The organism is Streptomyces sp. NPDC059169, from assembly GCF_042755225.1.
GTDB lineage: Bacteria > Actinomycetota > Actinomycetes > Streptomycetales > Streptomycetaceae > Streptomyces.
On record NZ_JBHZCF010000016.1, the window covers coordinates 102,080 to 127,043 of the forward strand.

Here is a 24,964-nt window from a genome sequence, read left to right on the forward strand (position 1 = left end):
CCGGTCCGCACGGCGCCATCGGCACCAGCCCCTCCCGCAGTACCTCACCACCCGTCATGTCCGCCCGGTCACCGCGGCGTGCGGGACCGCGCAGCCTTCCCGCGTCCGTACCCAGCCTTCCCGCGTCCGTACCTGGGCGTGAAGTCCCACCCGCGTGCTCTTCCTCGCGAAAAGTGCCGGGGCGGCAGACGTCCCCTGCCTGCCGCCCCGGACCCGGGGGCGCCTCCGCTCGGAACGCCACCCGGGGATCGGATCACTCGTCGGTGTGGACGAGTGCGATGTCGTGGCCGTCGACCCCCTGTCCGGTCACGGTGAGGGCACCCGCCACCGGCGGGTACCCGGTCGCGATGACCGTGTACTCTCCCGCGTCCAGGTCGGCGAAGGCGTACGCCCCGTCGTCACCGGTGGTTGCGGTGGCGACCACGTTCCCCGCTGCGTCGACCAGCGTCACCCGTGCGTCGGACAGCGGACTCCGTTCGGCACCGGCCCGCACCGTGCCGCGCAGCGCCGCCCCGGACCGCAGGGCCGCCTCGACGCGGGTGATGCCTTGGCCGCCGATCTCGATCGGCAGGGCCAGCGGACGGAAGCCGGTGGCGTTCACGGCGACGGTGACCGCGCCCGGGACCAGATCGGTGAAGGCGAAGGCGCCGTCCGCACCGGACGTACCGGTGGCCAGCACGTCGCCGCGGGCGTCCGTGACGATCACCGTCGCGCCGTCGACCGGAGCCCGGCCCTCGGTCGCGACCACCGCACCCGCCAACCCGCTGGTACCGGCGAGCAGGATGTCGAACGCGATCGGCTCGTCGCCGACGACCACCGTGGTCGCCTCCGGCTGGTAGCCGTCGGCGGAGGCGATGAGGACGTAGCTGCCAGGACCCGGTGCGTCCAGTGCGTAGGCACCGTCGGGGTGGGCCACCGAGCGTCCCAGCTGACGGCCGGTCGGCGAGATCAGCGTGACGGCGGCCTGCCCCACGGGTGCGCCCTCGGAGCCGCGCACGACACCGTGGACGGAGGTCCCGGTGCGCTCACCGGCCACGGCCGTCCCGATCGTTCCGGTTCCCGCCGCACCGCCCGCCACAGCTGCGGCGACGTCCTCGACGCCCTCTCGGGCGAGGGCCGCGGAGTCGTCCGAGGCCGCCTCCGGTGCGGGCGCCGCGTTGGTCTTCAGCGGCACTTCCTTGATGAACAGCGTCACCAGGAAGGCCAGCAGCGCGAACGGCGCCGCCCACAGGAAGACGTCGGCCACACCGTGTCCGAACGCACTCTCCATGACCGTGCGGATCGGTGCCGGCAGCGCGTCCAGGTCGGGGATGCCTCCGCCGCCCGTGCCGCCGTGGCCCAGTGCCGCGGCCCGCGGCCCGAGTTCGGCGAGCCCGTCCTGGACGTAGTCGGTGACCCGGTTGGAGAGCACCGCGCCCAGCACGGAGACGCCGATCGCACCGCCCAGGGAGCGGAAGAACGTCACGACCGACGAGGCCGAGCCGAGGTCCTGCGGGGCGACCTGGTTCTGCGTGGCGAGTACCAGGTTCTGCATCATCATGCCGAGGCCGAGACCCAAGACGCCCATGAAGACGGCGATGCGCCAGTAGTCGGTGTCGTAGCGGATGCCGCCCAGCAGTCCGAGGCCCGCCGTCACCAGCACACCGCCGCTGACGAGCCACGCCTTCCACTTCCCGGTCTTCGTGATGATCTGGCCGCTCACCGTGGACGAGACGAACAGGCCGCCGATCATCGGGATCGTCATGACGCCCGACATCGTCGGCGACTTGTCCCGGGCCAGCTGGAAGTACTGGCTGAAGAACACCGTGCCCGCGAACATCGCGACACCGACGAAGAGGGAGGCGAGCGATGCCAGGGTGATCGTTCGGTTGCGGAACAGCCGCAGCGGGATGATCGGTTCGCTGGCCTTCGCCTCGACGACCAGGAAGACCGCACCGAGGACGACGGAGCCGCCGACCATGGCGTACGTCTGCCACGACAGCCAGTCGTACTTGTCGCCCGCGAAGGTCACCCAGATCAGCAGCAGCGACACGGCGGCGCTGATGAAGAACGCTCCCGCCCAGTCCACCTTGACCTGGCGCTTGACCACCGGCAGCTTCAGCGTCTTCTGGAGCACGAGCAGGGCGATGACCGCGAACGGCACGCCGACGTAGAAGCACCAGCGCCAGCCCAGCCAGTCGGTGTCGGTGATGACACCGCCCAGCAGCGGACCGCCGACCGTTGCGACGGCGAACGTCGCCCCGAGGTAGCCGCTGTACCGGCCGCGTTCTCGCGGCGCGATCATCGCGGCCATGATGATCTGGGCGAGGGCGGTGAGCCCTCCGACGCCGATGCCCTGGACGACGCGGCAGGCGATGAGCATGCCGGTGTTCTCCGACAGACCGGCCACCACCGAGCCAGCCACATAGATGACCAGCGCTATCTGGACCAGCAGCTTCTTGCTGAAGAGGTCGGAGAGCTTGCCCCACAGCGGGGTGGTCGCCGTCATGGACAGCAGTGCCGCGGTCACGACCCAGGTGTAGGCGGACTGGCCACCGCCGAGGTCGCTGATGATCTGCGGTAGGGCGTTGGAGACGATCGTCGAGGACAGGATGGCGACGAACATGCCGAGCAGCAGCCCGGAAAGCGCCTCCATGATCTGCCGGTGCGTCATCGGCGCGTCGCCGTCGGAGGTCTTGGTCCCCCCATGCTTGGCGTGGCCGCCCCGCACACCGGTCGGTGTGGTCGTAGCCATGAACTTCCTTACTGAATCGTCTCGTCGATCGGTGTACGGGTGGCGTGGGTCCGGCAATCTCCGAGGGACTCGCGGAGACGGGCCAGCAGCGCGTTGAGTCGTCCGACGTCGTCGTCGGACCAGTCCCTGAGGTGGTGGGCGAACATGTCGGTGGTGCGCCTGCTGAGGGCGTCGAGCATGTCCGTGCCCGCCGGGGTGAGCCGCAGGATGCGGGACCGCCGGTCATCCGGGTCGGGACACCGCTCGATCCAGCCGCGGTCCACGACGTGGGCCACGTGCCGGCTGGTCACCGACAAGTCGACGGCGAGCAGCTCGGCGAGGCGGCTCAACCGCATCTCGCCATGCCGCTCGACGAGCGCCAGTACGGCGGCCGCGCCCGAGGGGCACTCGACCGGCAGCAGGCGGGCGAGGCTGCGTTTCACCGCGCCCACGGCGCTGATCTGCCGGGCCAGTTCTTCGTACTGGCTCCGCTCGGCCATGGACACCCCCATTTTGTTGCTTAGGGCAACCATAGGCCCGGTTGGTTGCCGCAGGCAAATGAAAATGCGGCATCCGAAGTAAAGGAAGACTAAAGAGTTTGCATGTGCGAGGTCACGACGCGGGCATGCGGAGGGCAAGGGGCGAGCGTGTCGCGGTGGCGGTGGGCCAGGGGTTGGGCAGGTCATCCGGGTTCGCTAGGGTCCTGCACCATGGCACACAACCCCCATGCCCCCCAGGGCCCCGAGGGCGGCTACGACCCCGCGGGCAGCACCCAGATGTTCCGCGCCTTCGTCGACGAGGGCGATCCACAGCACGCCGGCCGTGCCGCGGCGCCGTCCGCACCCGCGGGCCCGCGGGTCGGGATGATCGTCGGCGTCATCGCGGTCATCGCGGTCCTCGGCGCCGTCGCCTGGCTCGCGCTCACCTGATCCGGAACGCCCCAGTCGCTCCGTACGCCGTCTGCCGACGGGACGTCCCGACGACGGGGGCACGGCCGTGCTCGGCCGCGCCGGCCCGCCGGTCGTAGCCGGATCCGCCGTCCCGGCGCCCCGTCGGTCCGGTGCTCCCGGGCCGCCGGTCGTCGACACGGCTCGCACTGCTGCCGGTCATGACCAGTCGGCGGTGACGTCGCGGGTCTCGATGTGCATGCCCAGCGGCACCCGCCAGGACGCCACGCAGACCGCGTACGTCTGCGACCTCGTCGCTCCGGCGGCGATGGGCGCTGGCAGCGGCTGAGTGGACTCGATCGTCGCCCAGTCGATCCCGAGCCCGCCGATGACGTGCGTGGCGAAGGTGGCGGAGCCCGACCGCACGGGTGACTCGCCGCTGTTGTGGAAGGACACGCTGACCTGCTCGCACCAGCGGGCGTCGCCGGGCGTCCGACGGGGCTCGCCGATCGTCAGCACGGCCGGTCCGGGAGGCTGCGGGGGCGGTGGGGTGGTGCCTGGCGTCGGCGGTGCCGTCGTACCACCGCCCGGCTGGGGCGACGGTGGATCCGGTGGGCCGGGGGCGGCCCCCGAACTCCCCGGTGCGGGTCTGCCCGTGCCGCCGCCTGGGAGTCCCGGACGAGTGCCCCCGTCCCCTGCGGCCGTCCCGTCGGCACTCGTAGCGCGGCCGCTGCCCGTGCCGGGGCGCGGCGCTTGCCCCGAGCCCTTGCTCCCGGCCGGTCGCCCAGGGCTCGCCGGAGGGGTCGCACGGTCGAGCGGCACCAACGCCACGTCCCCCGACGGAGGCACGGGACCGGGCGGCCCGTGCGAGGTGCCGTCCCCCGCCGCGCCCACGACGGCGCGGCCGTCGCCGTCACCGTCGCCCGTGCACGCGGCCAGCGCTCCACCGAGGCAGAGCGCACCCGCCACCAGTCCGTACCCGAGCCGCTTCCGTAACATCGCGCCAGTGTGACTGACGCCCCGTCAATGAGGAACCCGCCGGGGCGCCGGCCCTGTGTGCCCGTCCGATGGGGAGGGGCGGCGGGTCAGTCCGCGATCAGACCGTCGCGGAGCTGTGCCAGGGTCCGCGTCAGCAGCCGCGAGACGTGCATCTGGGAGATGCCGACCTCCTCGCCGATCTGAGACTGCGTCATGTTGGCGAAGAACCGCAGCATGATGATCTGGCGTTCCCGCGGCGGGAGTTTGGCCAGCAGGGGCTTGAGGGACTCGCGGTACTCGACGCCCTCCAGGGCGCTGTCCTCGTACCCCAGCCGGTCGGCCAGCGATCCCTCGCCGCCGTCGTCCTCCGGGGAGGGGGAGTCCAGCGAGGAGGCGGTGTACGCGTTTCCGACGGCGAGGCCGTCGACCACGTCCTCCTCCGACACGCCCAGGGCCGCGGCGAGTTCGGCAACGGTCGGCGAGCGGTCGAGCTTCTGTGACAGTTCGTCACTGGCCTTGGTGAGGGCGAGTCGCAGCTCCTGCAGTCGGCGCGGCACCCGCACGGACCAGCTGGTGTCCCGGAAGAAGCGCTTGATCTCGCCGACCACGGTCGGCATGGCGAACGTCGGGAACTCCACGCCCCGTTCGCAGTCGAAGCGGTCGATGGCCTTGATCAGGCCGATCGTGCCGACCTGGACGATGTCCTCCATCGGCTCGTTGCGGCTGCGGAAGCGGGCGGCGGCGTAGCGCACCAGCGGAAGGTTGAGCTCGATGAGGGTGTCGCGTACGTACGTTCGCTCGGGACTGTCCTGGTCGAGCGCGGCGAGCCGCAGGAAGAGCGAGCGCGAGAGCGTGCGGGTGTCGATGGCCCCGGGAGCCTCGATGGCCCCGGGCTCCGGGAACGCGTCGGGCGTGGGAGCGCTCTGGCTGAGCGTGAGCACCTTCGAGCTGCCCTTTTCTGCGGACATGCCACCCCCTGGAGGTCGCGGACGGTCGCCTGGGCCGCGACCATCGGAGGAACGCAGCCTCCACCTGAATACCGGAGGCGGGGCCGCGGCAAACGCGGTTCCGGCAGAATGTCACATGTCGGCAACGCGCTGTAGTGACATGTCGACAACGAGGCGTCAAAACACCGCAGGAAAAAGGGGGTCTGCCCCATTTGTGTTGCTCGAAGTGGGCTGAAAGGGGTCTACCCGTTTCGGTTACGACTCGATCCTGTTTGCGGACCTCAAGCGTGCGAAGCTCCGGGCGAGGAGTCGGGACACGTGCATCTGGGACACCCCGAGCTCCGCGCTGATCTGTGACTGCGTCAGATTGCTGTAGTAGCGCAGCAGAAGGATCCGTTGCTCCCGTTCGGGCAGTTGTACGAGGAGGTGGCGGACGAGGTCGCGGTGTTCGACCCCGGCGAGCGCCGGGTCCTCGTAGCCGAGTCGGTCGAGCAGGCCGGGCAGGCCGTCGCCCTCTTGTGCGGCCTCCAGTGAGGTCGCGTGGTACGAGCGCCCCGCCTCGATACAGGCGAGGACCTCCTCCTCGGAGATCTTCAGCCGTTCCGCGATCTCCGCGGTCGTCGGGGACCGTCCGTGCGTCGTGGTCAGGTCCTCGGTCGCGCCGTTGACCTGGACCCACAGTTCGTGCAGTCGGCGCGGTACGTGCACGGTCCGCACGTTGTCCCTGAAGTACCGTTTGATCTCGCCGACCACGGTCGGCATGGCGAACGTCGGGAACTGCACCCCGCGCTCCGGGTCGAAGCGGTCGATGGCATTGATCAGGCCGATCGTGCCGACCTGGACCACGTCCTCCATCGGCTCGTTGCGGCTGCGGAAGCGGGCCGCCGCGTACCGGACCAGCGGCAGGTTCGCCTCGATCAGTGCGGCGCGCACCCGGGTGTGCTCGGTGCTGCCCGGATCCAGCTCCTTGAGCTGGGCGAACAGCACCTGGGTCAGCGCCCTGGTGTCCGCACCCCGGCTCTGGGGTTTGGTCCGTCCCTCGCTCTCGTCCTGGGGCGGCGCCTGAGGCGCAGTACTGGCGGGCAACGGTCTCGCCACCCCTTCGCGGTCGAACGGCACTGGGTAGTGGTCAACGACGGGTAACTCATCCGTCAAAAGCGGTCATAGCATCACAAGACATGTCCACTGTGTGCAAGCACCGGATAACTCCGTGTTGAGGGCCAGTTGGGGTAGGGGAAAACAGAAGACCCCTCACCGTTGCCGGTGAGGGGCCAGGTGGCTCGGGGTCTCAGAACTCGTAGTCGGCGATCACCCACGTGGCGAACTCGCGCCACTGTCCGGCGGCCGCCTGGTGGGCCGGGTGTTCGAGATAACGCGTGAGGGCGTCCCGGTCCGCGACGGACGAGTTGATGGCGTAGTCGTACGCGATCGGCCGGTCCGTGAAGTTCCAGGCGCACTCCCATGACTCCAGGTCCGGGACGAGGCCGCCCAGGGCCTCGAAGGCCTTCACGCCCGCCGCGACCCGGGGGTCGTCGCGCCGGACACCCTCGTTGAGTTTGAAGAGGACCAGATGGCGGATCACGGAGGACTCCTAGTTGACGAGTTCGGTCATGAACTGGCCGACAGCCTGCGCGGCGCTCGATATGCCCTCGAACCCTACCTGGACGAGGTCCGCGGCCCTGGCAGGGGACGTGATGATCGTGTACAGCACGAAGACCGCGACCGCGTAGAGGGCGATCTTCTTCGTTTGCACCATCAGCCCTGCCTCCCAGCGGTCCCCTGTGCAGTCGCGGAAGTCTAACCGAGCGCCTGCACAGCAAAAGCCCCCAGATCGGAGCCCTTCGGCGAGGGCCCGACGCGCGGCTTCGGAGGTGGCGGGAGGGGGTGCGGCCGGGGTGCGGCGCGGAGGAACGCGAAAGGGCGGCCCTCTACGGGACCGCCCTTTCGTCTGCCAGCGGTAGCGGAGGGATTTGAACCCTCGGTGACTTGCGCCACACGCGCTTTCGAGGTCTGTTCGTGCTGGTCAGGGCATGATCCGCGCCCGTTCAACCTCGTTCATTTCCGTTCGCCCGCCCGGAGCCTGAATCGCTGTGGACGACCCCGGACGGGGGTGAATGAGACGGAAACTGAGACGGGAGAAGAAAGGCTGTAGCTCGGAGCACCTGCACGTCAGTCCCACTTTTTCAGAGCTTGCGGCGCTGCCGTTGGGAACGGCTACTCTCGCACCATGCCCGAGTACGAGGACAACCCAGCCGGCCGCCTGCGGACCTTGCTCATCGAGTTGCATCGAACGCCCCCGAACACAGTGGCCTGGGATGCCACCGTCAGGGTTCTGGCTCCGCAAGCCTCGGCGTCCTCGCCGGAAGCACTCAGGGCTATGACGCGCCTGCTGGAGCTTCCAGCAGACATCCGAAGGGCTGTGGATGCTCTCGACGAGGACGAAGAGGAGAAGGAGCACCTTCTCGAGCACCTGGACAAGGTCGAGACGTTCCTGGCCAACGTCGCCAGCCGAAACCACATCCTTGAGCAGGTGTTCAAGGTCCTTGCTGCCGGAGGCGACGTCCCTAACAGCGCGGCCGTACAGTCTCTTGGCACTTGCTCTCGCCGGCTCCACCGTTACAGCCCTGAGCCCGTCATCCCTCGCGAGGAAGTCGACGCACTGATTGAGTCCGTGACCACGCTCATGGGCGACATCCGTGCATCCAGCCTCGAAAACGCGGCCAAGATTCTCCTGCTGCACCACCTCCATCGTCTGCTTCAGGCCCTTGACCTCATCCGCATCACTGGTGCTGCTCCCGTTGAGGAGGGGCTTGATGCCTTCCGCGGGGCTCTCTCGCGCAATCCCGAAGCCATGCAGGAAGCCGAGCAGCATGGCTTCACGGAGCGACTTGCAGCGATCGCCAACACGATCGCAAGGCTTTTCGATATCTCCCGAGGCATCCGGCAGTTGGGAACGGAGACACATGCTGTGATCGAACAGGGGGCTCATGTGATCGAACAGACCCGCCATCTCCTGCCGTAGCTGGCACTGTTCGGTGCCGGATACCAACAGAGTTGGTCGATAGAGAAAAACGGCTCTGACCAGCCGATATCACCACTGGCAGAAGGCCACGCTGGCATCGTCGCCGGACTTGTAGCGCGGCCACCGCCGCCCGGTCGGGTCCGTCGCTTCGACCTTCCGGACGGTGGCGATCAGCTCTTGCGGGCCCCCGGTGCGAAGCGTCGTGAAGACCTCGGACCAGGTGGCCATGCCGTACTCGGTGACCAGCCGCGACGCACCGTCGGAGAGAACGGCTGCGGCGCGTACGTCCTCGGCGGGGGTGCTGCCGACCAGGGCGTGATTCGCCGCTTCCGCGTTGGAAGCGGCGACCCAGTAACCAGAAGGTGTGTTGCGCGTCTGGCGCTGCGCGGTGACGAACCGCCGCAGCGCTTCTTGATGTTCGGCCGTATGGGTCTCGTACTGCTCGACTTCCGCCCGCAACTCGGGAAGGACTTCGTCCACCCGCAAGTCGGTGAGCACCGTGAACCCGTCGGCCCCTTCGAGTACGACGGGGGAGTCCGCCAAGACCAGGTGATCGAGGAAGCCCCGTCGCTCCCGGAGAATGGCCACCGTCGCTGAGGGCGTCCCAGGACTTACGAGGTCGCATGTGGGGTGCAGCGCCGCCACCCGTTCGAGCGCACCCGCGAACCCGGCCGCGAGCGAGACGCTCGGATCCGTGGCGGCCGGCAACGACTGGACGGATGAAGGCTGGCTCTTTGCCACACCCACCGGTCGGGGCACATCACCCCGAACGGACTACGACGACTGGAAGGAGTTGCTGGACGACGCGAGGGTGCGAGACGGCCGTCTGCATGATGCCCGGCACACCGCCGCCACGGTTTTGCTGATCTTGGGCGTTTCCGAGCGAGCCGTTATGGGGCTTATGGGGTGGTCCACCACCGCTATGGCTTCCCGCTATCAACACATGGTGGGCTCCGTTCGCAGCGACGTCGCCCGGCAGGTCGATGGGCTGATTTGGAGACAGGAAGGAGAGTCGTAGGTCGGATTTCGCGGGTGGCGCTGTCCGCGCAGAGAGGCTGCTGCGGGCAGCGCATCGCCGACGCCGATCTTCGGCAACTACACGTTGCTGGAGAAGTAGGCACTGGTCGGGATCGCCGGACCTTCAGCCACCGCCTGGCTGTACGCCTCGTCCACGATAGCGACAAACCGGATCTTCTTGCGGTCCTTCGACGCGGTGGCCGACTGTTGCCACGCTCGCGAAGCGCCTTCCCAGAACTTCCGGGGCACTTCGCCCCGGAAGTGGCGGTGCAATTGCACTCGCAGTTCGTCGTCAGTCATGCGCTGCAGACGGTATTCCGCCAACCAGTTGCTTACTAGGAGGTTTGAGAACATCACCTGCTTGGCCAACTGTGGTGTCAGGGCACTGGAGAACGGTTCGCCACCCGCGAGGAGCTCTGGACTGTTCAACGCCATTTCGATCAGATGTTGGTGTGAGGCGCGTAGCGCCTGCTCGATGGCCACAGCTGTCTGCCGGGACTGCTGAGCTATGGATGCGATGACCCCCACGAGCGCTGCAGCCGAGAATAGGACGGACAGCGCTCCGTACGCCTGGCTGATGTCGCTGAGCTGTTGCCAGTCCTTGCTGGCGGGTGCTGCCGCTTCGAGGAGGAAGGGTGTGATCACCACTGCGGAAGCAGTAAGCACTCCCATCACAGTCCAAGCGATGACGCTTCGGCGCCCTGTAGAGATCATGGCGATCCGCCCCTCATCCCGAGACTCCATCTTGGGGAGCTAGAAGGTGCCAGGCAAGAGAGCAGAGCGCGCACCTCGGCAGAGGAAGCCTCGGAGTCCTGGGCGACGACTCATGGGCTCGACTGAGACGGAAACTGAGACGGAAAAGAACGACGGGCCTGATTCTGAGAACCAGACCCGTCGTCTGCCAGCGGTAGCGGAGGGATTTGAACCCTCGGTGACTTGCGCCACACTCGCTTTCGAGGCGAGCTCCTTCGGCCGCTCGGACACGCTACCGGGAGAGAGCTTAGCCCAAAGGGTGCCGTGCTCTGAAATCGGTATCGATCAGCGGTCCCGGAAGAACGCCGTCAGCTGCGCCGAGCACTCCTCCTCCAGGACACCGAGGATGACTTCCGGGCGGTGGTTGAGCCGCCGGTCCCGTACGACGTCCCACAGCGAGCCGGCCGCGCCCGCCTTCTCGTCCCGTGCGCCGTAGACCACGCGGTCCACCCGGGCGAGCACGAGCGCGCCAGCACACATCGTGCACGGCTCCAGCGTCACGACGAGCGTGCAACCCGTCAGCCGCCAGCTCCCGAGCTCCGCAGCGGCACGGCGCAGCGCGAGTACCTCCGCGTGTGCCGTGGGGTCGCCGGTGAGCTCGCGCTCGTTGTGACCGGTGGCCAGGACCGAGCCGTCCCGGCCCAGCACGACGGCGCCGACCGGGACGTCCCCGGCCAGCGGCGCGCGCGCGGCCTCGTCGAGCGCGAGCCGCATGGGTGCCTCCCAGGGCGCCCGTACCGGATCCGTCACTAGCGGACGGTCTCCAGGATGTCGGAGGCGCCGAGCGTGTCGGCGATCTCGGTCAGCGCCTCCGTGCTCAGGAGGAGCAGCTCCTTCGCGGACATACCGAGGTCCGCGAGGAGGTCCGTGTCCCCGAGCGGTCCGGGCGGGACCGTGTCGGATTCGTCGGTCGTCTCCTCGTCAGGTTCCGGCTCGCCGTCCTCGGTGCCGTCGAGGTTCAGCGAGTCCAGCTCGTCGTCTTCGGACTCGTCCTTGCCCAGCAGTTCGTCCGTGAGCATGGCCCCGTACGAGGAGCGGGCTGCAGAGGCGGCGTCCGAGACGAAAACGCGAGGATCCTCCTCGCCCTCCACCCGGACGATGCCGAACCATGTGTCTTCCTGCTCGATGAAGGCGAGCACCGTGTCCTCGTTCACCGAGGCCTCACGGGCCAAGTCGGCCAGATCCGACAAGGTCTCCACATCGTCGAGCTCTGTGTCGCTCGCTTCCCACCCGTCTTCGGTGCGCGCGAGCAGTGCGGCGAAGTACACCGTGACTCTCCCACTGATCAGAGTTGTGACGACCTGCGGAGCGCTGCTCGTGCCCCGCCCACTCGGAATCGTGGCAGAAACAGCGGCTTCGCGAGAGGTCTTCCGACGTTGAGTCGTGCACGCGTTCAGTGAGAACGCCCGCCCGAGGGGTCCTGGGGGCGTGCCGCAGGTGCACCGGGACTCACCAGCGGAAGGTCCGCATGCGCATGGCCTGGCGCATCCTGGCGGCGCGTGCCCGTCGTGGCTGGACGCGGTCGCGCAGTGCCTTGGCCTCATGGAGTTCGCGGAGGAACTGGGCGCGTCGGCGCCTGCGCTCGGCGTCGCTCTCCGGCTCCAGCTGCCGCTCCGGCTGTTCCCGCTCTTCGCGTCTTTCGCTCCGCGCGTGTCCTTCAGATCGCTCCTGCTGCTCCCGGTCCGGCATCGGCCACACCACCTCGGGCTGGGAAGGTACGTCCCACCTTCCCTCTGGAGGTCGTCCCCACGCCAGCCCCGGTTACTGTTGGGTCCATGCGGATCCACGTCGTCGACCACCCCCTGGTGGCGCACAAGCTCACCACCCTGCGCGACCAGCGCACCGACTCCCCCACCTTCCGGCGCCTCGCCGACGAGTTGGTGACCCTGCTCGCCTACGAGGCCACGCGTGACGTGCGCACCGAGCAGATCGACATCGACACGCCGGTGGCGCGGACCACGGGTGTCAAGCTCTCCCGCCCGCGCCCGCTGGTGGTGCCGATCCTGCGGGCCGGCCTCGGCATGCTCGACGGCATGGTGCGGCTGCTGCCGACGGCCGAGGTGGGCTTCCTCGGCATGATCCGCAACGAGGAGACCCTGGAGGCGTCGACGTACGCGACGCGCATGCCGGAGGACCTCTCGGGCCGACAGGTGTACGTCCTCGACCCGATGCTGGCCACCGGCGGGACGCTGGTCGCCGCGATCCGGGAACTGATCAAGCGCGGTGCCGACGACGTGACCGCGGTGGTGTTGCTGGCCGCGCCCGAGGGCGTCGAGGTGATGGAGCGCGAGCTGGCGGGCACGCCCGTCACGGTCGTCACCGCCTCGGTGGACGAGCGGCTCAACGAGCACGGGTACATCGTCCCGGGCCTCGGCGACGCGGGCGACCGCATGTACGGCGCGGCGGAATAGGGCCGACGGTGCCGGGCGCGCCCGGGCCCGCGAGGCCCGGGCGCTGCGCTAGCAGACGGGCGCGGGCGGCTTGGTCAGCTCCGCCAGTGCCTTGTCGGCCACCTGCTTGGTGTTCAGCGAGGTGAAGCCCGTTCCGATGATCAGGTCGACGTCGGCCGTGGTGCGGGCGTCGGCCTTGGCCTGGGCGCCCGCCAACTGGGTGCCGAGGACCCGGAAGGGCCCGTCGTACGCGCGTGCCGAGCCCAGCAGCACCGCGGTGCCCGGGACCTTCTTGTCGTACGCGGCCGGGGCGTTGCCCACCTTGCCGATGGCGAAGCCGCGCTTGCGCAGCTCGTCCGCGGTGGCCTTGGCGAGCCCGCCGCGCGGGGTGGCGTTGTAGACGTTCACGGTGATCTGGCCGGGCTTCGGCGGGGCCGGGGCCGGGGAGGGCGTGCTCCGGGCCTTACAGGCCGTGGTGCGGCTCTGGGCCGCGGGTTTCTTGCCGTCGTGGGTGAACACGTCGATGAGCTGCAGCGTCCCCCAGCCGGCGAAGCCGAGGACGACTGCGGCGGCGACGGCTGCGAGGGCGATCCTGCGCCCACGGCGGGGGCGGCGCATACGCGGATACGCGTTGCCCGTGATGCGGTACTTTCCCCCCATGCCAGGAGGAGTGAGCATGCTCATGGGCGCAGCGTAGTGCGGTCCCGTCGCTATGCCTACTAAACGATCATCCCCCTGCGCCCGTACGAGTCGGAAACTGCGTCCGAACGGGCGCAGGAGCGGCCCGGAACGGGGCCGTACGGGTCAGTCCAACTCCAGGACCCGGGCGTGCAGCACCTGCCGCTGCTGCAGGGCCGCGCGCACGGCGCGGTGCAGACCGTCCTCGAGGTAGAGGTCGCCCTGCCACTTCACGACGTGTGCGAAGAGGTCGCCGTAGAACGTGGAGTCCTCGGCGAGCAGGGTCTCGAGATCCAGCTGGCCCTTGGTGGTCACGAGCTGATCGAGGCGGACCGGGCGCGGCGCCACGTCCGCCCACTGCCGGGTGCTTTCCCGGCCGTGGTCGGGATACGGCCGCCCGTTACCGATGCGCTTGAAGATCACACGGAAAGCCTACCGGGCGAGCGGCCGTCAGCGCAGCAACGCTGGGCCGGTCCGATGCTTGTCAAAATCACGTAAAACCCGTTCAAACCTGGAAGTAGGGGCCGTGTCGTGAACGGGCCCGCGCTGCGGCCGGCGGTGCCTTCCGGGTGTCGGCGGACCGCCGCCGGCCGCGGCGCGAAGTGGCCGGCCCCGGCCTCGGCGCCCCCGATCGAGGACGGACGACTGACCGTGCCACCCGGCCGAAGGGAACAGTCGCCGCGCCCGCACGACCGGCGAGTCGTCCCGGGACGGCCCGTCCGTCTCCCCGCTTCGCCCGGGAGGCACCCGGAGCGGTGGGGAGACCGTCCGCGCCCCTTCGGCGCGGCCCGTCACGGGCTCGACGCGAAGAGGGGCGCGGGGAACCCGCCGGTTCCCCGCGCCCCGTTGCCCTGCGGGTGTTACTCCGTCACGTCGTGGCCGTCGTGCAGGCCGCCGCCGCTGCCTTCACCGCCGGCCGTCGGGACGGAGGCGACCGGCTTGCGCAGCGAGCTCAGGTCCATGGCGTACGTGCCGACCGCGTTGGCGATCACGTCGATGTTGGCGTCGAACGCCTTCATGTTGATGTTCGTGAGGTCGTCGCACGCGGAGTGGTAGCAGGAGTCGTAGGCGACGCCCGCCGTGCCGCCGAACTTCGCGGCCTGCGCGGCGGTCTTGACGCCCTCCGCGCCGGTGAACGTACCGCCGGACGCGATGCCCGCATCGACGAACGGGCCGTAGTCGGAGCGGCCGGTGAAGTCGGTTCCCTCGTGCGGGACGCCCCGCTTGTCCATGAACTCGGTGATGTCGCGTTCGAGCTGGGCCGAGCCCGCCGGTCCTGCGGGAGCGCCGACGTGGTCCGAGTCGTCGCCGTCGTACACGAACATGCCGTAGTTCGGCGAGGCGATCATGTCGAAGTTCAGGTAGAGCTTGATCTCCTTGCGCCCGAGGCTGCTCAGGTCCGCGACGTAGTGCTCCGAGCCGAGCAGCCCGTTCTCCTCCGCGGACCACCACGCGAAGCGCACCTTGTTGGCCGGCTTCTTGTGGGTCTTCGCGAGTTCCAGGGCGACTTCGAGGAGGCCGGCGGAGCCGGAGCCGTTGTCGTTGATGCCCGGGCCTGCGGTCACCGAGTCGAGGTGCGAGCCGAGCATCACGGTGTTGGCCGCGTTGCCGGAGCGGGTCTCCGCGATGACGTTGTTGGTGGAACGGTTCTGCTGGAGCTGGCGGATCTCGAAGGAGATGTTCACCGGGCCCTTGGCGAGGTCCGCGGCGAGCTTCTCGCCCTCGGCGCGCGTGATGCCGCCGGTCGGTATCTTGCCGGACTCGGCGGAGCCCAGGGTGCCGCCGAGCGAGCCCTCGGTGTTGTTGTAGACGACCGCGCCCACGGCGCCCGCCGCTGCTGCCTCCGCCTGCTTCTGGGCGAAGGTGCAGCCGCCGCGCTTGATCAGCGCGATCTTGCCGGTGAAGGTGCCGGACGCGTAGTCCGCGGCCTCGCAGCCGGTCGTGTCGTCGACGGGCACGGCGGCAAGATCCGCCTTGATGCCGCCCACCGGAGTGGACTTGGTGTACGTCATCGCGGAGATCGCGACGTCGCGGGGAGCGGGCGAGAGCACGGACAGCTTCTCCGCCTGTGTCTGCGTGTAGACGAAGCCGAAGGTCTGGTAGGAGACGTCGTACCCGGCCTTCTTCAGCTGCTGGTACACGTACGCGGCGGAGGCGTCGTGGCCCAGCGAACCGGCGGCGCGGTGGCCGTCGGTGGTGTCCGCTATCTGCTGGAACTTCTGGAGGTGCTTGAAGGCGTCCTTGGCGGACGACTTGCGGACCAGCTTCCTGGACAGCTTGGCCGCTTCCTTGGCCGCTTTCTCGGCGGGGTCGTGCCGGGCGGCGGAGGCAGGGGAGGCGGATGCCAGCAGGAGCGGGGTCGCGAGTGCGGCTGCGGCCACGGTGGCCACGGCTCTGCGAAGGGATGAGGTCACAGAGTTCCTTCCCGGTGTGAACGAGGTTGAAGGGAAGTTAGCGATCTCTGAGTGCCCTGTGAACCGCCGTGCCACAACTCACTTGATTTTTGGCCACATTGACATCAACTGGTACGTCTTAGTGCGTACGTGGGGGCACTTGGCCAACCCCGTCGACTTCCCTGCCCACCCAACCCGGTCAGGCCTTCTCGGCCTTCCCCGGCTTCTCGGCCTGCTGGGACCTGGCCGCCCGCTTCATCTCCTGTTTGAACGCCCGTACCCTGGCGAGCGATTCGGGCCCGGTGATGTCCGCCGCCGAACGGTACGCCCCCTCCTCGCCGTACGGCCCGGCCGCCTCGCGCCAGCCCTCGGGCGCCACGCCGAACTGCTTGCCGAGCAGGGCGAGGAAGATCTGTGACTTCTGCTTGCCGAATCCGGGCAGCGCGTTCAGCCGGGCGAGCAGTTCCCTGCCCGTCGTCACGTCCTTCCACAGCGCGGTCGCATCGCCGTCGTACTCGTCCACCAAGTACTGGCACAGCTGCTGGACCCGCTTGGCCATGGCGCCCGGATAGCGGTGTACGGCCGGCTTCTCGGACAGCAGCGCGGCGAATGCCTCCGGGTCCTGTGCAGCGATCTCGTGGCAGTCGAGGTCGTCGGTGCCGAGGCGCTGCGCGATCGTATAGGGGCCGGAGAAGGCCCACTCCATCGGGACCTGCTGGTCCAGCAGCATGCCGACGAGGGCGGCCAGCGGGCTGCGCCCGAGCAACTCGTCTGCCTCGGACTGCTGGGCAAGGTGGATCGTGGGGCTCATCCCCCGATGATCGCTCCCCGGTGGGCCCTGTGCACCTCCGGGTCCGTCAGACGGGTTGGCGGGCCTCGACGAGGAAGCATTTCGTACGGGCCGCGAACGGGCCCTCGGCCTCGATCCGGTCGTGCAGTTCCCGCAGCCGGTCGCGGTACCGCACCACGGTGAGGCCGGCACCATCCGCACCACCTTCCGCAGGAAGGAGATCACCGCCCCGATGTCGAAGAACCCGGTGCACAGCGGCTCCGACCGCAGATCGGTGACCTCCGGCCCCACGGACTCCGCGGCGGTACGCGCCTCGTCCGGAGACGGATTCGGCCTTCGTGCACCAGGTGATCGAACGTGTGCGTCGTACCTCGACCGGGCGTCCGGGGATGGTGGCCGCCCCCCGTTCTCCCGGTGGGGCTCGCCGGGGCCGTGGTCAGTGCGCGGCCGGGCGGCCGTTCGAGGGACCCGTCCAGTCGGCCGCGACACGGCCGAGGCGCACCCGCTGAGGATGGTCCCCGACCGGCACCGAGGCGACCTTCCGGCCGGTGGCGAAGTCGATCGCGGTGACGGCATCGGCACCGCTCTCGGAGATGACGCAGTCCTTCCCGTCCCCGCTGACGGTCGCCCAGTAGGGCTTGCTCGCCGGCACGAGCGGACCCTCCTGGAGGGTGGCCCGGTCCACGACCGTCGCGTAGTCGTCCATCGTTCCGGCGACGCAGATCTTCTCGCCCCGCGGGCTCATCGAGATGCCGTGGTGGCGCGAGTCGTTGACCCAGGTCGTACGGTCCTCGCTGGTCCCCGGGTTCTTCGGGAGCGTCTTCTGACGGGTGATGCGGTCGCCGTCGATGTCGTACTCCAGGAAGCCGTTGAAGAACGACACCTGGAAGTAGAGCTTCGACTCGTCGGGGGTGAAGGCCACGGGCCGCACGGCGTCGGACAGGTCCTTGCGGCCGAAGGCGTCGAGCCGCTCCCGCATGTCGATCACCTTCACCGTCCGGTAGGTCCGTGCGTCCACCACGGTGATCTTGCGATCGCCCTTGGTCCAGTCCCAGAACGGATCGTCGAGTGCGGTGTTGACCTCGCCGATCGCGCTGTTCCAGATCTGGGTGCCGCCCTTGGTGAAGACGTTCTCGTGCGGTTTGTCGCCGGTCCTGAACGAGCCGGTCTCACGGCCGGTGGCGATGTCGAGGACGTGCACGGTGTTGGAGGTCGAGGCCGACACGGCGACCCGGGTGCCGTCCGGGGAGACGGCCATGTGGTCGGAGCGGTAACCGGACACGGGGAAGCGCCAGTTGACCTTCCCGGTGGCCACGTCGATGGAGACCACGTCGGCGAAGCTGGGGCGGGAGACGACGACCGCCGACCCGTCCGGCGTGGAGTACATGTCGTCCACGTACTGGTCGTGACCCTCGCCCACGGACATCCGTATCCCGAGGAAGTAGGCGAGCTTCAGGGGGTTGAGGTGGATCTCCCACAGCCGCTCGTCCTTGTCGGGGACCACGTTGATCCGGCCGATCCTCCGGTACCCGCCGGACGACTCGATGACGTCGGCGGTGCCCTCCCAGTTGTTGCCGACGAAGAGCACCTCGCGCAGACCGGTGGAGGAGCGTGCCGCCGCTGCGGCCGGGGACGCGGGGGCGACGGCGACGGCGAGGGTCGCCGTGAGGGCGGTGGCGAGGGCAGCGAGCTTCGGGGACGGTGCAGTCGTCACGGCGCGGCTCCCGGGGCAGGGGAAGGAAGGGCGGCGAGGGGCTGGTGCTACCGTCGGTAACTTACTGGCGGGTCAGATGAATGGCCAGAGTCGGGACGACGGATCCTCGACGTGGCGGCGGATCCTCGACGGGGTGACAGATCTCCGGCGACTCGTGCAGGAGTTCGGATCTCTGCCCTCGCGACCCGTTCCCGCCCGCGCACGAGTCGTGCCTTCCGGGGCGTGGCGGGTGCTCCCCGAGCGGGCTCGCGCGTGCGCCGTCGACTGCACTGCGCCGCGCGACCCTGCCCGGCCGGGGATGCGGCCTTGACCCTTCTGGCCCAGGATGGAGGCTGTTGTGCACCCCTCTGGAGGAGGGCCATGAGCAGCGTTTTCGCGTGTCTGAGGGTGTCCCGCGACGGCTTCGTCGCGGGACACGACCGTGGTCCGGAGCACAGTCCGGACCACGCGTCGGGCGGCCCGTGGGGCGACGGCGAGCCGCGCGCCGGGGCCCTCGGGGCGGCCTTCGCCGTCGAGGCCGGCGCAGCGAAGCCCCCGAGGGCGGGCGCCCACGTGGTGGGCCGGCGCATGTTCGAGAAGGGACGGGCCGGCAGGCCGTCGGATCCGCCGCCGTTCCGCGGCCCGGTCTTCGTCCTGACCAGCCGTGCTCGCGAACCGTGGGTGGGCGAGGACGGCACGACGTTCACTTTCGTCACGGACGGCATCGCGAGCGCACTCGACCAGGCGCTCACGGCGGCCGGCGGCAGCGACGTCCAGGTGTCCGGGGGCGCGCAGACCGTCCGGCAGTTCCTCAACGCCGGCCTGCTGGACGAGCTGGAGATCCACTTCGCTCCGATGGTGCTGGGGACGGGGGAGCGGTTGTTCGAGGGCGTGGACCGCGGGCTCAGGCTGGTGCCCGTCCGGGTGACCGGATCCCCGGAGGTCACTCACGTCAGCTACCGGGTGGGCCGTTAGCCCCGGGGACGAGCAGTCGAGCGGTCGGGGACGAGGCCGTGGTCATGCTCACCGCCACCACTGCCGCGGCGAGCCCGCCGGCACTGGTGGCGCACGGCTCGGCACCCGACCGACCTCGCGGAGGCCGCCGCGAGCGACGGCGGGCGGGGCCCGCACCCCGTCGGCGACATTCCCGCCGGAGCACGCGTACCGCGCGTACGCCCGCCGTCCCCGTCGCCGCGGCGCCGCAGCAGGGCCGCCCACACGCCGCGAGGTCCGATCGCGCACCCCCGTACGGCCCGCTCGCGCCGGCAACGGGGTCCAACACCCCTCCGGCCGGTCCCGGGACGGCTGCCCCGGGGACGCCGGACGGCTTCCGGTCGAGCGGCCGGATCGGGAACACGTGTCCGGTGCGCACCCGGGAGGCCCGGCGGACCTTTCGCCGGAGCCCGGTCCCGCGGTCCCCGCGACGGGCCCGGGGCGCTCCCGGGCGTGGCACAAGAGGGCAAGGTCACAGCCGTAAGCTCTGCTGCTCATCCGTACCCCTGACCTAGCATCCGAGCATGACGGTTCTGCCTGACGACGGGCTTTCGCTTGCCGCCGAGTTCCCTGACGCCACCCACGAGCAGTGGCAGCGCCTCGTCGAGGGCGTGCTGCGCAAGTCCGGCAAGGACGTGTCGGGAGACGCGGCCGAGGCGGCGCTGACGACGGCGCTGGACGACGGACTCGTGGCGCGCCCCCTCTACACCGCACGGGACGCCGAGCCCGACGCCGGCTACCCGGGCTTCGCGCCGTACGTGCGCGGCAGCCGGCCGGTCGGCGGCTGGGACGTGCGCCAGTGGCACGGGCGGCCCGATCCGGCGCGCACCAACGAGGCCGTGCTCGCGGACCTGGAGAACGGCGTCACCTCGCTGTGGCTCGCCGTGGGCGGCACCGGGGTGCCGGTGACGGACCTGGCGCGGGCGCTGGACGGGGTGTACCTCGACCTGGCGCCGATCGCCCTGGACGCGGGTGCCGAAACGGCCGCCGCAGCAACCGAGTTGCTGCGGCTGTACGAGGAGCGCGGCGTTGCCCGTGACGCGGTGCGCGGCACCCTCGGCGCGGACCCCCTGGGGCTCGCCGCACGCACGGGCGGGGTGGTGGACGCGAGGGACGCCGTGGAGCTGGCCCGGCGCTGCCACGACGACCACCCGGGGCTGCGCGCGTTCGCCGTGGACGCCCTCCCCTACCACGAGGCAGGGGCATCCGCAGCCCAGGAGCTGGGTGCCTCGCTGGCCACCGGCGTCGCCTACCTGCGGCTTCTGACGGCGGCCGGGCTGAGCCCCGAGGCGGCCTGCCTCCAGCTGGAGTTCCGCTACGCGGCCACCGCCGACCAGTTCCTCACCATCGCCAAGTTGCGGGCCGCCCGCCGGCTCTGGGCGCGGGTGGCCGAGGTGTGCGGCACTCCCGACGCCGGTGCGCAGCGCCAGCACGCCGTCACCTCGCCGGTGATGATGACCCGTCGCGACCCTTACGTGAACATGCTGCGCACCACCATCGCGTGCCTTGGCGCGGGAGTCGGTGGTGCCGACGCCGTGACGGTCCTCCCCTTCGACCAGGAGCTGGGCCTGCCGGACGCCTTCGCCCGTCGCATCGCCCGGAACACCTCTTCGATCCTCTTGGAGGAGTCCCACCTCGGCCGCGTCATCGACCCCGCCGGTGGTTCCTGGTACGTCGAGAAGCTCACCGACGAACTCGCCCACGCGGCGTGGTCGTTCTTCCAGGAGCTGGAGGCGGCGGGCGGCCAGGAGGCGGCCCTGCGCTCCGGGCTGGTCGGCGAACGGCTCGCGGCCACCTGGGAGGAGCGCAAGGGCAAGCTCGCCCGACGTCGCGAACCCATCACCGGAGTCAGTGAGTTCCCGTACCTCGGCGAGAAGCCCGTCGAACGCGAGCCGGCCCCCGTGCCGACCCGCCACGAGGGCGGCCTCCCGCGGGTGCGCCGCGACGAGGCGTACGAGGCCTTGCGCGCACGCTCCGACGCGCACCTGGCAGCGACGGGATCACGTCCGCGCGTCTTCCTGGCCGCGCTCGGTCCGGCCTCCGCACACACCGCACGTGCGGCGTTCGCCTCGAACCTGTTCCAGGCGGGCGGTGTAGAACCGGTCCACGACCCGGTCTCGGTGGACGCCGCCACGGTCGCCGATGCGTTCGCACGCAGCGGTGCGACCGTCGCCTGCCTCTGCTCCAGCGACGCACTGTACGAGGAGCAGGCCGAGGAGGTGGCCGAGGCCCTCAAGGCCGCCGGCGCGGAACGGGTCTTCCTCGCGGGCCGTCCCGGCGAGCGCACCGGTGTCGACGAGTACATCTACGCGGGCTGTGACGCCGTGGCCGTCCTGTCCTCCGTCCTTACCCGCATGGGAGTTGCGGCGTGATGCAGATTCCAGACTTCTCCGAGGTCCCCCTCGGGTCCGGCACCCCCGCGGGAGGCACGGAGGAGCAGTGGCGGGCCGCCGTGAAGGAGTCCACCGGCACCAGCGTCGACGACCTGCTCTGGGAGACCCCGGAGGGCATCGGCGTCAAGCCGCTCTACACCGGCCGGGACGTGGAGGGGCTGGACTTCCTGGGCACGTACCCGGGCGTCGCGCCGTACCTGCGCGGTCCTTACCCGACGATGTACGTCAACCAGCCGTGGACGATCCGACAGTACGCCGGCTTCTCCACCGCCGAGGAGTCCAACGCCTTCTACCGGCGCAACCTCGCGGCCGGCCAGAAGGGCCTGTCGGTCGCCTTCGACCTGCCGACGCACCGCGGCTACGACAGCGACCACCCGCGGGTGACGGGCGACGTCGGCATGGCGGGCGTCGCCATCGACTCGATCTACGACATGCGGCAGCTCTTCGACGGCATCCCGCTGGACAAGATGACGGTGTCGATGACGATGAACGGCGCCGTGCTGCCCGTCCTCGCCCTCTACATCGTGGCCGCGGAGGAACAGGGCGTACCGCCGGAGAAGCTTGCGGGGACCATCCAGAACGACATCCTCAAGGAGTTCATGGTCCGCAACACCTACATCTATCCGCCGAAGCCCTCGATGCGGATCATCTCCGACATCTTCGCGTACACCTCGCAGAAGATGCCGCGGTACAACTCCATCTCCATCTCGGGCTACCACATCCAGGAGGCCGGAGCGACGGCCGACCTGGAGCTGGCCTACACGCTCGCCGACGGCGTGGAGTACGTGCGGGCGGGTCGCGAGGCGGGCCTGGACGTCGACGCGTTCGCCCCGCGGCTGTCCTTCTTCTGGGCGATCGGCATGAACTTCTTCATGGAGATCGCCAAGCTGCGCGCGGCCCGGCTGCTGTGGGCGAAGCTCGTCAAGCAGTTCGACCCGAAGAACGCCAAGTCGCTTTCCCTGCGCACCCATTCGCAGACCTCCGGTTGGTCCCTCACCGCGCAGGACGTCTTCAACAACGTCACGCGCACCTGCGTCGAGGCCATGGCGGCCACCCAGGGGCACACCCAGTCGCTGCACACCAACGCCCTCGACGAGGCGCTTGCGCTGCCGACCGACTTCTCCGCCCGCATCGCCCGCAACACCCAACTGGTACTGCAGCAGGAGTCGGGCACCTGCCGGGCGATCGACCCGTGGGGCGGCAGCGCCTACGTGGAGAAGCTGACGTACGACCTGGCCCGCCGGGCGTGGCAGCACATCCAGGAGGTCGAGGCGGCCGGCGGCATGGCCCAGGCCATCGACGCCGGCATCCCGAAACTGCGCGTGGAAGAGGCCGCGGCGCGCACCCAGGCCCGTATCGACTCCGGTCGCCAGCCGGTCATCGGGGTCAACAAGTACCGAGTCGAGAGCGACGAGCAGATCGAGGTGCTCAAGGTCGACAACTCCTCGGTGCGGGCCCAGCAGATCGCCAAACTGCGGCGGCTGCGCGAGGAGCGTGACGAGGCCGTGTGCCAGGAAGCGCTGCGCGCGCTGACCGAGGCCGCCGGGCGGGGCCCCGGGGCGGGGCTCGAGGGCAATCTGCTCGCCCTCGCCGTGGACGCGGCCCGTGCGAAGGCCACCGTCGGCGAGATCTCCGACGCCCTGGAGAAGGTGTACGGACGGCACGCGGGCCAGATCCGTACGATCTCCGGCGTGTACCGCAACGAGGCAGGGGAGTCGCCCTCGGTGGACCGTACCCGCGCACTGGTGACGCGCTTCGAGGAGGCGGAGGGTCGCAGGCCGCGCATCCTCGTCGCCAAGATGGGACAGGACGGTCACGACCGCGGCCAGAAGGTGATCGCCACCGCGTTCGCCGACCTGGGCTTCGACGTGGACGTCGGCCCGCTGTTCCAGACCCCGGCCGAGGTGGCCCGGCAGGCGGTCGAGGCGGACGTGCACGTCGTGGGCGTCTCATCGCTCGCTGCCGGCCATTTGACCCTCGTCCCGGCGCTGCGCGAGGCGCTCGCGGACGAGGGGCGCGACGACATCATGATCGTCGTGGGCGGGGTGATCCCGCCGCAGGACGTCCCGGCGTTGCTGGAGATGGGGGCGACGGCGGTCTTCCCGCCCGGCACGGTGATCCCCGACGCGGCCCACGACCTGGTCGAGCGGCTCGGCGCGGCGCTCGGCCACGACGGGCTGTAGCCGCGGATGGCCATCGACGTCGACGCCTACGTGAAGGGTGTGCTCGACGGGAAGCGGGCGTTCGTCGCCCGCGCGATCACCCTCGTCGAGTCCACCCGTGCCGACCACAGAGCCCTGGCCCAGCGGCTGCTGACCGAGTTGCTCCCGCACACCGGCGGGGCACGGCGGATCGGCATCAGCGGGGTCCCGGGCGTGGGCAAGTCCACCTTCATCGACGCCTTCGGCACGTTGCTCACGGGCCTCGGCCACCGGGTCGCCGTCCTGGCCGTCGACCCGTCCTCCACCCGCACGGGCGGTTCCATCCTCGGCGACAAGACCCGGATGGAACGGCTCGCGGTGGACCCGGCCGCCTTCGTCCGGCCCTCGCCGAGCGCGGGGACCCTGGGCGGCGTCGCCAAGGCGACCCGCGAGTCGATGGTGGTCATGGAGGCGGCCGGCTACGACGTGGTGCTGGTGGAGACCGTCGGGGTCGGCCAGTCCGAGACGACCGTCGCCGACATGGTCGACTCGTTCCTGCTGCTCACCCTCGCCCGCACCGGCGACCAGCTCCAGGGCATCAAGAAGGGGGTCCTGGAACTGGCCGACGTCATCGCCGTCAACAAGGCCGACGGTCCGCACGAGCGGGACGCCCGCGCCGCGGCCCGTGAACTCTCGGGCGCACTCCGCCTCATGCATCCCGCCGATGCCGCTTGGACGCCGCCGGTGCTGAGTTGCAGCGCACGCGAATCCACGGGTCTCGACACCGTGTGGGACCGGCTGGAGCAGCACCGTGCACTGTTGGACGCGGGCGGGCGGCTCGCCGCCAAGCGCCGTGATCAGCAGGTCGATTGGGCGTGGGCCATGGTCCACGACGAACTGCTCGGCCGGCTGCGCTCCCACCCGACGGTGCGCGACCTCGTTCCGGCCCTCGAACAGCAGGTGCGCGACGGCGAGTTGACGGCCACGCTGGCTGCCGAACGCATCCTGGAGGCGTTCGGCGAGCGAGCATGAAGCCGCGTCGGGTCCGCCGGTCGGGGCGGGTCCGACGCAAGGGCGCGATCGGGGGGGGGGAGAAGCGGGGGGCGACCAGCCCCCCTCCGCGTCCTCTCCCCTGCCCCCCTCCCCCCCCCACCCACAACGACCTCCCCCCCCCCC

General features: G+C 70.0%; 24 protein-coding genes, 1 tRNA gene and 2 pseudogenes. 8 read left to right on the forward strand and 19 right to left on the reverse strand.

The window, feature by feature from the left end; genetic code table 11:
- Positions 1 to 253 precede the first annotated feature (253 nt).
- Positions 254 to 2,734 (reverse strand): MFS transporter, encoded by a 2,481-nt coding sequence (locus ACFXOM_RS26780; RefSeq protein ID WP_384940766.1) that lies wholly within the window; start codon positions 2,732 to 2,734, stop codon positions 254 to 256.
- A gap of 8 nt (positions 2,735 to 2,742) precedes the next feature.
- On the reverse strand, positions 2,743 to 3,213 hold the full coding sequence (locus ACFXOM_RS26785; RefSeq protein ID WP_384940768.1) for a MarR family winged helix-turn-helix transcriptional regulator: 471 nt from the start codon (positions 3,211 to 3,213) through the stop codon (positions 2,743 to 2,745).
- A 210-nt stretch (positions 3,214 to 3,423) separates the two neighbouring features.
- Between ACFXOM_RS26785 and ACFXOM_RS26790 the strand changes: the two genes are divergently transcribed.
- Positions 3,424 to 3,642 carry a hypothetical protein gene (locus ACFXOM_RS26790; RefSeq protein ID WP_384940770.1) on the forward strand — a complete coding sequence of 73 codons (219 nt, stop codon included), beginning with the start codon at positions 3,424 to 3,426 and terminating at the stop codon, positions 3,640 to 3,642.
- Between the two features lie 177 nt (positions 3,643 to 3,819).
- On the opposite strand, the gene ACFXOM_RS26795 is transcribed toward ACFXOM_RS26790, so the two are convergent.
- The 5 genes from ACFXOM_RS26795 to ACFXOM_RS26815 form a co-directional block, all read right to left on the reverse strand.
- Positions 3,820 to 4,119, reverse strand: a complete 300-nt coding sequence (locus ACFXOM_RS26795; RefSeq protein ID WP_384940772.1) for a hypothetical protein — start codon at positions 4,117 to 4,119, stop codon at positions 3,820 to 3,822.
- Between the two features lie 566 nt (positions 4,120 to 4,685).
- The gene (locus ACFXOM_RS26800) at positions 4,686 to 5,546 is read right to left on the reverse strand and encodes an RNA polymerase sigma factor SigF (RefSeq protein WP_385039614.1); all 861 of its coding nucleotides are present in this window, start codon (positions 5,544 to 5,546) and stop codon (positions 4,686 to 4,688) included.
- Between the two features lie 234 nt (positions 5,547 to 5,780).
- A complete protein-coding gene (locus ACFXOM_RS26805) occupies positions 5,781 to 6,611 on the reverse strand; it encodes an RNA polymerase sigma factor SigF (RefSeq protein WP_384940776.1) in 831 nt (276 codons plus the stop codon).
- Between the two features lie 202 nt (positions 6,612 to 6,813).
- Positions 6,814 to 7,107, reverse strand: a complete 294-nt coding sequence (locus ACFXOM_RS26810) for a Dabb family protein (RefSeq protein ID WP_384940778.1) — start codon at positions 7,105 to 7,107, stop codon at positions 6,814 to 6,816.
- A gap of 9 nt (positions 7,108 to 7,116) precedes the next feature.
- On the reverse strand, positions 7,117 to 7,281 hold the full coding sequence (locus ACFXOM_RS26815; RefSeq protein ID WP_384940780.1) for a hypothetical protein: 165 nt from the start codon (positions 7,279 to 7,281) through the stop codon (positions 7,117 to 7,119).
- Between the two features lie 471 nt (positions 7,282 to 7,752).
- On the opposite strand from ACFXOM_RS26815, the gene ACFXOM_RS26820 reads away from it, so the two are divergent.
- Complete coding sequence (locus ACFXOM_RS26820) at positions 7,753 to 8,547, forward strand: hypothetical protein (RefSeq protein WP_385039617.1); 795 nt, start codon at positions 7,753 to 7,755, stop codon at positions 8,545 to 8,547.
- Between the two features lie 69 nt (positions 8,548 to 8,616).
- On the opposite strand, the gene ACFXOM_RS26825 is transcribed toward ACFXOM_RS26820, so the two are convergent.
- Positions 8,617 to 9,090 carry a hypothetical protein gene (locus ACFXOM_RS26825; protein WP_385039620.1) on the reverse strand — a complete coding sequence of 158 codons (474 nt, stop codon included), beginning with the start codon at positions 9,088 to 9,090 and terminating at the stop codon, positions 8,617 to 8,619.
- Positions 9,091 to 9,244: 154 nt separating this feature from the next.
- On the opposite strand from ACFXOM_RS26825, the pseudogene ACFXOM_RS26830 reads away from it, so the two are divergent.
- Positions 9,245 to 9,565, forward strand: a pseudogene (locus ACFXOM_RS26830) (tyrosine-type recombinase/integrase); the annotation flags it as partial.
- Positions 9,566 to 9,642: 77 nt separating this feature from the next.
- On the opposite strand, the gene ACFXOM_RS26835 reads toward ACFXOM_RS26830, so the two are convergent.
- The 5 genes from ACFXOM_RS26835 to ACFXOM_RS26855 form a co-directional block, all read right to left on the reverse strand.
- Positions 9,643 to 10,230, reverse strand: coding sequence for a DUF6082 family protein (locus ACFXOM_RS26835; RefSeq protein WP_384945679.1), 588 nt, complete (start codon positions 10,228 to 10,230; stop codon positions 9,643 to 9,645).
- Positions 10,231 to 10,469: 239 nt separating this feature from the next.
- Positions 10,470 to 10,554 (reverse strand) — tRNA-Ser (locus ACFXOM_RS26840).
- Positions 10,555 to 10,602: 48 nt separating this feature from the next.
- Positions 10,603 to 11,031 (reverse strand): tRNA adenosine(34) deaminase TadA, encoded by a 429-nt coding sequence (gene tadA, locus ACFXOM_RS26845; protein ID WP_384940782.1) that lies wholly within the window; start codon positions 11,029 to 11,031, stop codon positions 10,603 to 10,605.
- A gap of 35 nt (positions 11,032 to 11,066) precedes the next feature.
- The gene (locus ACFXOM_RS26850; RefSeq protein WP_384940784.1) at positions 11,067 to 11,585 is read right to left on the reverse strand and encodes a hypothetical protein; all 519 of its coding nucleotides are present in this window, start codon (positions 11,583 to 11,585) and stop codon (positions 11,067 to 11,069) included.
- Between the two features lie 181 nt (positions 11,586 to 11,766).
- The gene (locus ACFXOM_RS26855) at positions 11,767 to 12,006 is read right to left on the reverse strand and encodes a hypothetical protein (protein WP_384940786.1); all 240 of its coding nucleotides are present in this window, start codon (positions 12,004 to 12,006) and stop codon (positions 11,767 to 11,769) included.
- Between the two features lie 86 nt (positions 12,007 to 12,092).
- Between ACFXOM_RS26855 and upp the strand changes: the two genes are divergently transcribed.
- Positions 12,093 to 12,728: a uracil phosphoribosyltransferase gene (gene upp / locus ACFXOM_RS26860; RefSeq protein WP_384940788.1), complete on the forward strand. Its 636-nt coding sequence runs from the start codon at positions 12,093 to 12,095 to the stop codon at positions 12,726 to 12,728.
- 48 nt (positions 12,729 to 12,776) lie between these two features.
- Here the strand turns inward: upp and ACFXOM_RS26865 are convergent, their stop codons facing one another.
- The 6 genes and pseudogenes from ACFXOM_RS26865 to ACFXOM_RS26890 all read right to left on the reverse strand — a co-directional run bounded on the left by ACFXOM_RS26865 (position 12,777) and on the right by ACFXOM_RS26890 (position 18,282).
- Positions 12,777 to 13,391: a LytR C-terminal domain-containing protein gene (locus tag ACFXOM_RS26865; protein ID WP_384940790.1), complete on the reverse strand. Its 615-nt coding sequence runs from the start codon at positions 13,389 to 13,391 to the stop codon at positions 12,777 to 12,779.
- A 120-nt stretch (positions 13,392 to 13,511) separates the two neighbouring features.
- Entirely contained in the window at positions 13,512 to 13,808 is a 297-nt protein-coding gene (locus tag ACFXOM_RS26870) for a type II toxin-antitoxin system VapB family antitoxin (protein WP_003999914.1), read from the reverse strand.
- Positions 13,809 to 14,245: 437 nt separating this feature from the next.
- On the reverse strand, positions 14,246 to 15,775 hold the full coding sequence (locus ACFXOM_RS26875) for a M28 family metallopeptidase (protein ID WP_384940814.1): 1,530 nt from the start codon (positions 15,773 to 15,775) through the stop codon (positions 14,246 to 14,248).
- 202 nt (positions 15,776 to 15,977) lie between these two features.
- Positions 15,978 to 16,589 (reverse strand): HhH-GPD-type base excision DNA repair protein, encoded by a 612-nt coding sequence (locus ACFXOM_RS26880; protein WP_384940792.1) that lies wholly within the window; start codon positions 16,587 to 16,589, stop codon positions 15,978 to 15,980.
- A 46-nt stretch (positions 16,590 to 16,635) separates the two neighbouring features.
- Positions 16,636 to 16,889 (reverse strand): annotated as a pseudogene (locus tag ACFXOM_RS26885) (SAM-dependent methyltransferase); the annotation flags it as partial.
- Between the two features lie 115 nt (positions 16,890 to 17,004).
- Positions 17,005 to 18,282 (reverse strand): YncE family protein, encoded by a 1,278-nt coding sequence (locus tag ACFXOM_RS26890; RefSeq protein ID WP_384940794.1) that lies wholly within the window; start codon positions 18,280 to 18,282, stop codon positions 17,005 to 17,007.
- A 360-nt stretch (positions 18,283 to 18,642) separates the two neighbouring features.
- On the opposite strand from ACFXOM_RS26890, the gene ACFXOM_RS26895 reads away from it, so the two are divergent.
- The 4 genes from ACFXOM_RS26895 (at position 18,643) to meaB (ending at position 24,820) form a co-directional block, all read left to right on the forward strand.
- Complete coding sequence (locus tag ACFXOM_RS26895) at positions 18,643 to 19,236, forward strand: dihydrofolate reductase family protein (protein ID WP_384940796.1); 594 nt, start codon at positions 18,643 to 18,645, stop codon at positions 19,234 to 19,236.
- Positions 19,237 to 19,778: 542 nt separating this feature from the next.
- Positions 19,779 to 21,626, forward strand: coding sequence for a methylmalonyl-CoA mutase small subunit (gene mutA, locus ACFXOM_RS26900; RefSeq protein WP_384940798.1), 1,848 nt, complete (start codon positions 19,779 to 19,781; stop codon positions 21,624 to 21,626).
- Positions 21,626 to 23,830 carry a methylmalonyl-CoA mutase gene (gene scpA, locus ACFXOM_RS26905; RefSeq protein ID WP_384940816.1) on the forward strand — a complete coding sequence of 735 codons (2,205 nt, stop codon included), beginning with the start codon at positions 21,626 to 21,628 and terminating at the stop codon, positions 23,828 to 23,830. The genes mutA and scpA overlap by 1 nt, the downstream gene beginning before the upstream one ends.
- Before the next feature lie 6 nt (positions 23,831 to 23,836).
- Positions 23,837 to 24,820, forward strand: coding sequence for a methylmalonyl Co-A mutase-associated GTPase MeaB (meaB, locus tag ACFXOM_RS26910; RefSeq protein WP_384940800.1), 984 nt, complete (start codon positions 23,837 to 23,839; stop codon positions 24,818 to 24,820).
- Positions 24,821 to 24,964 lie beyond the last annotated feature (144 nt).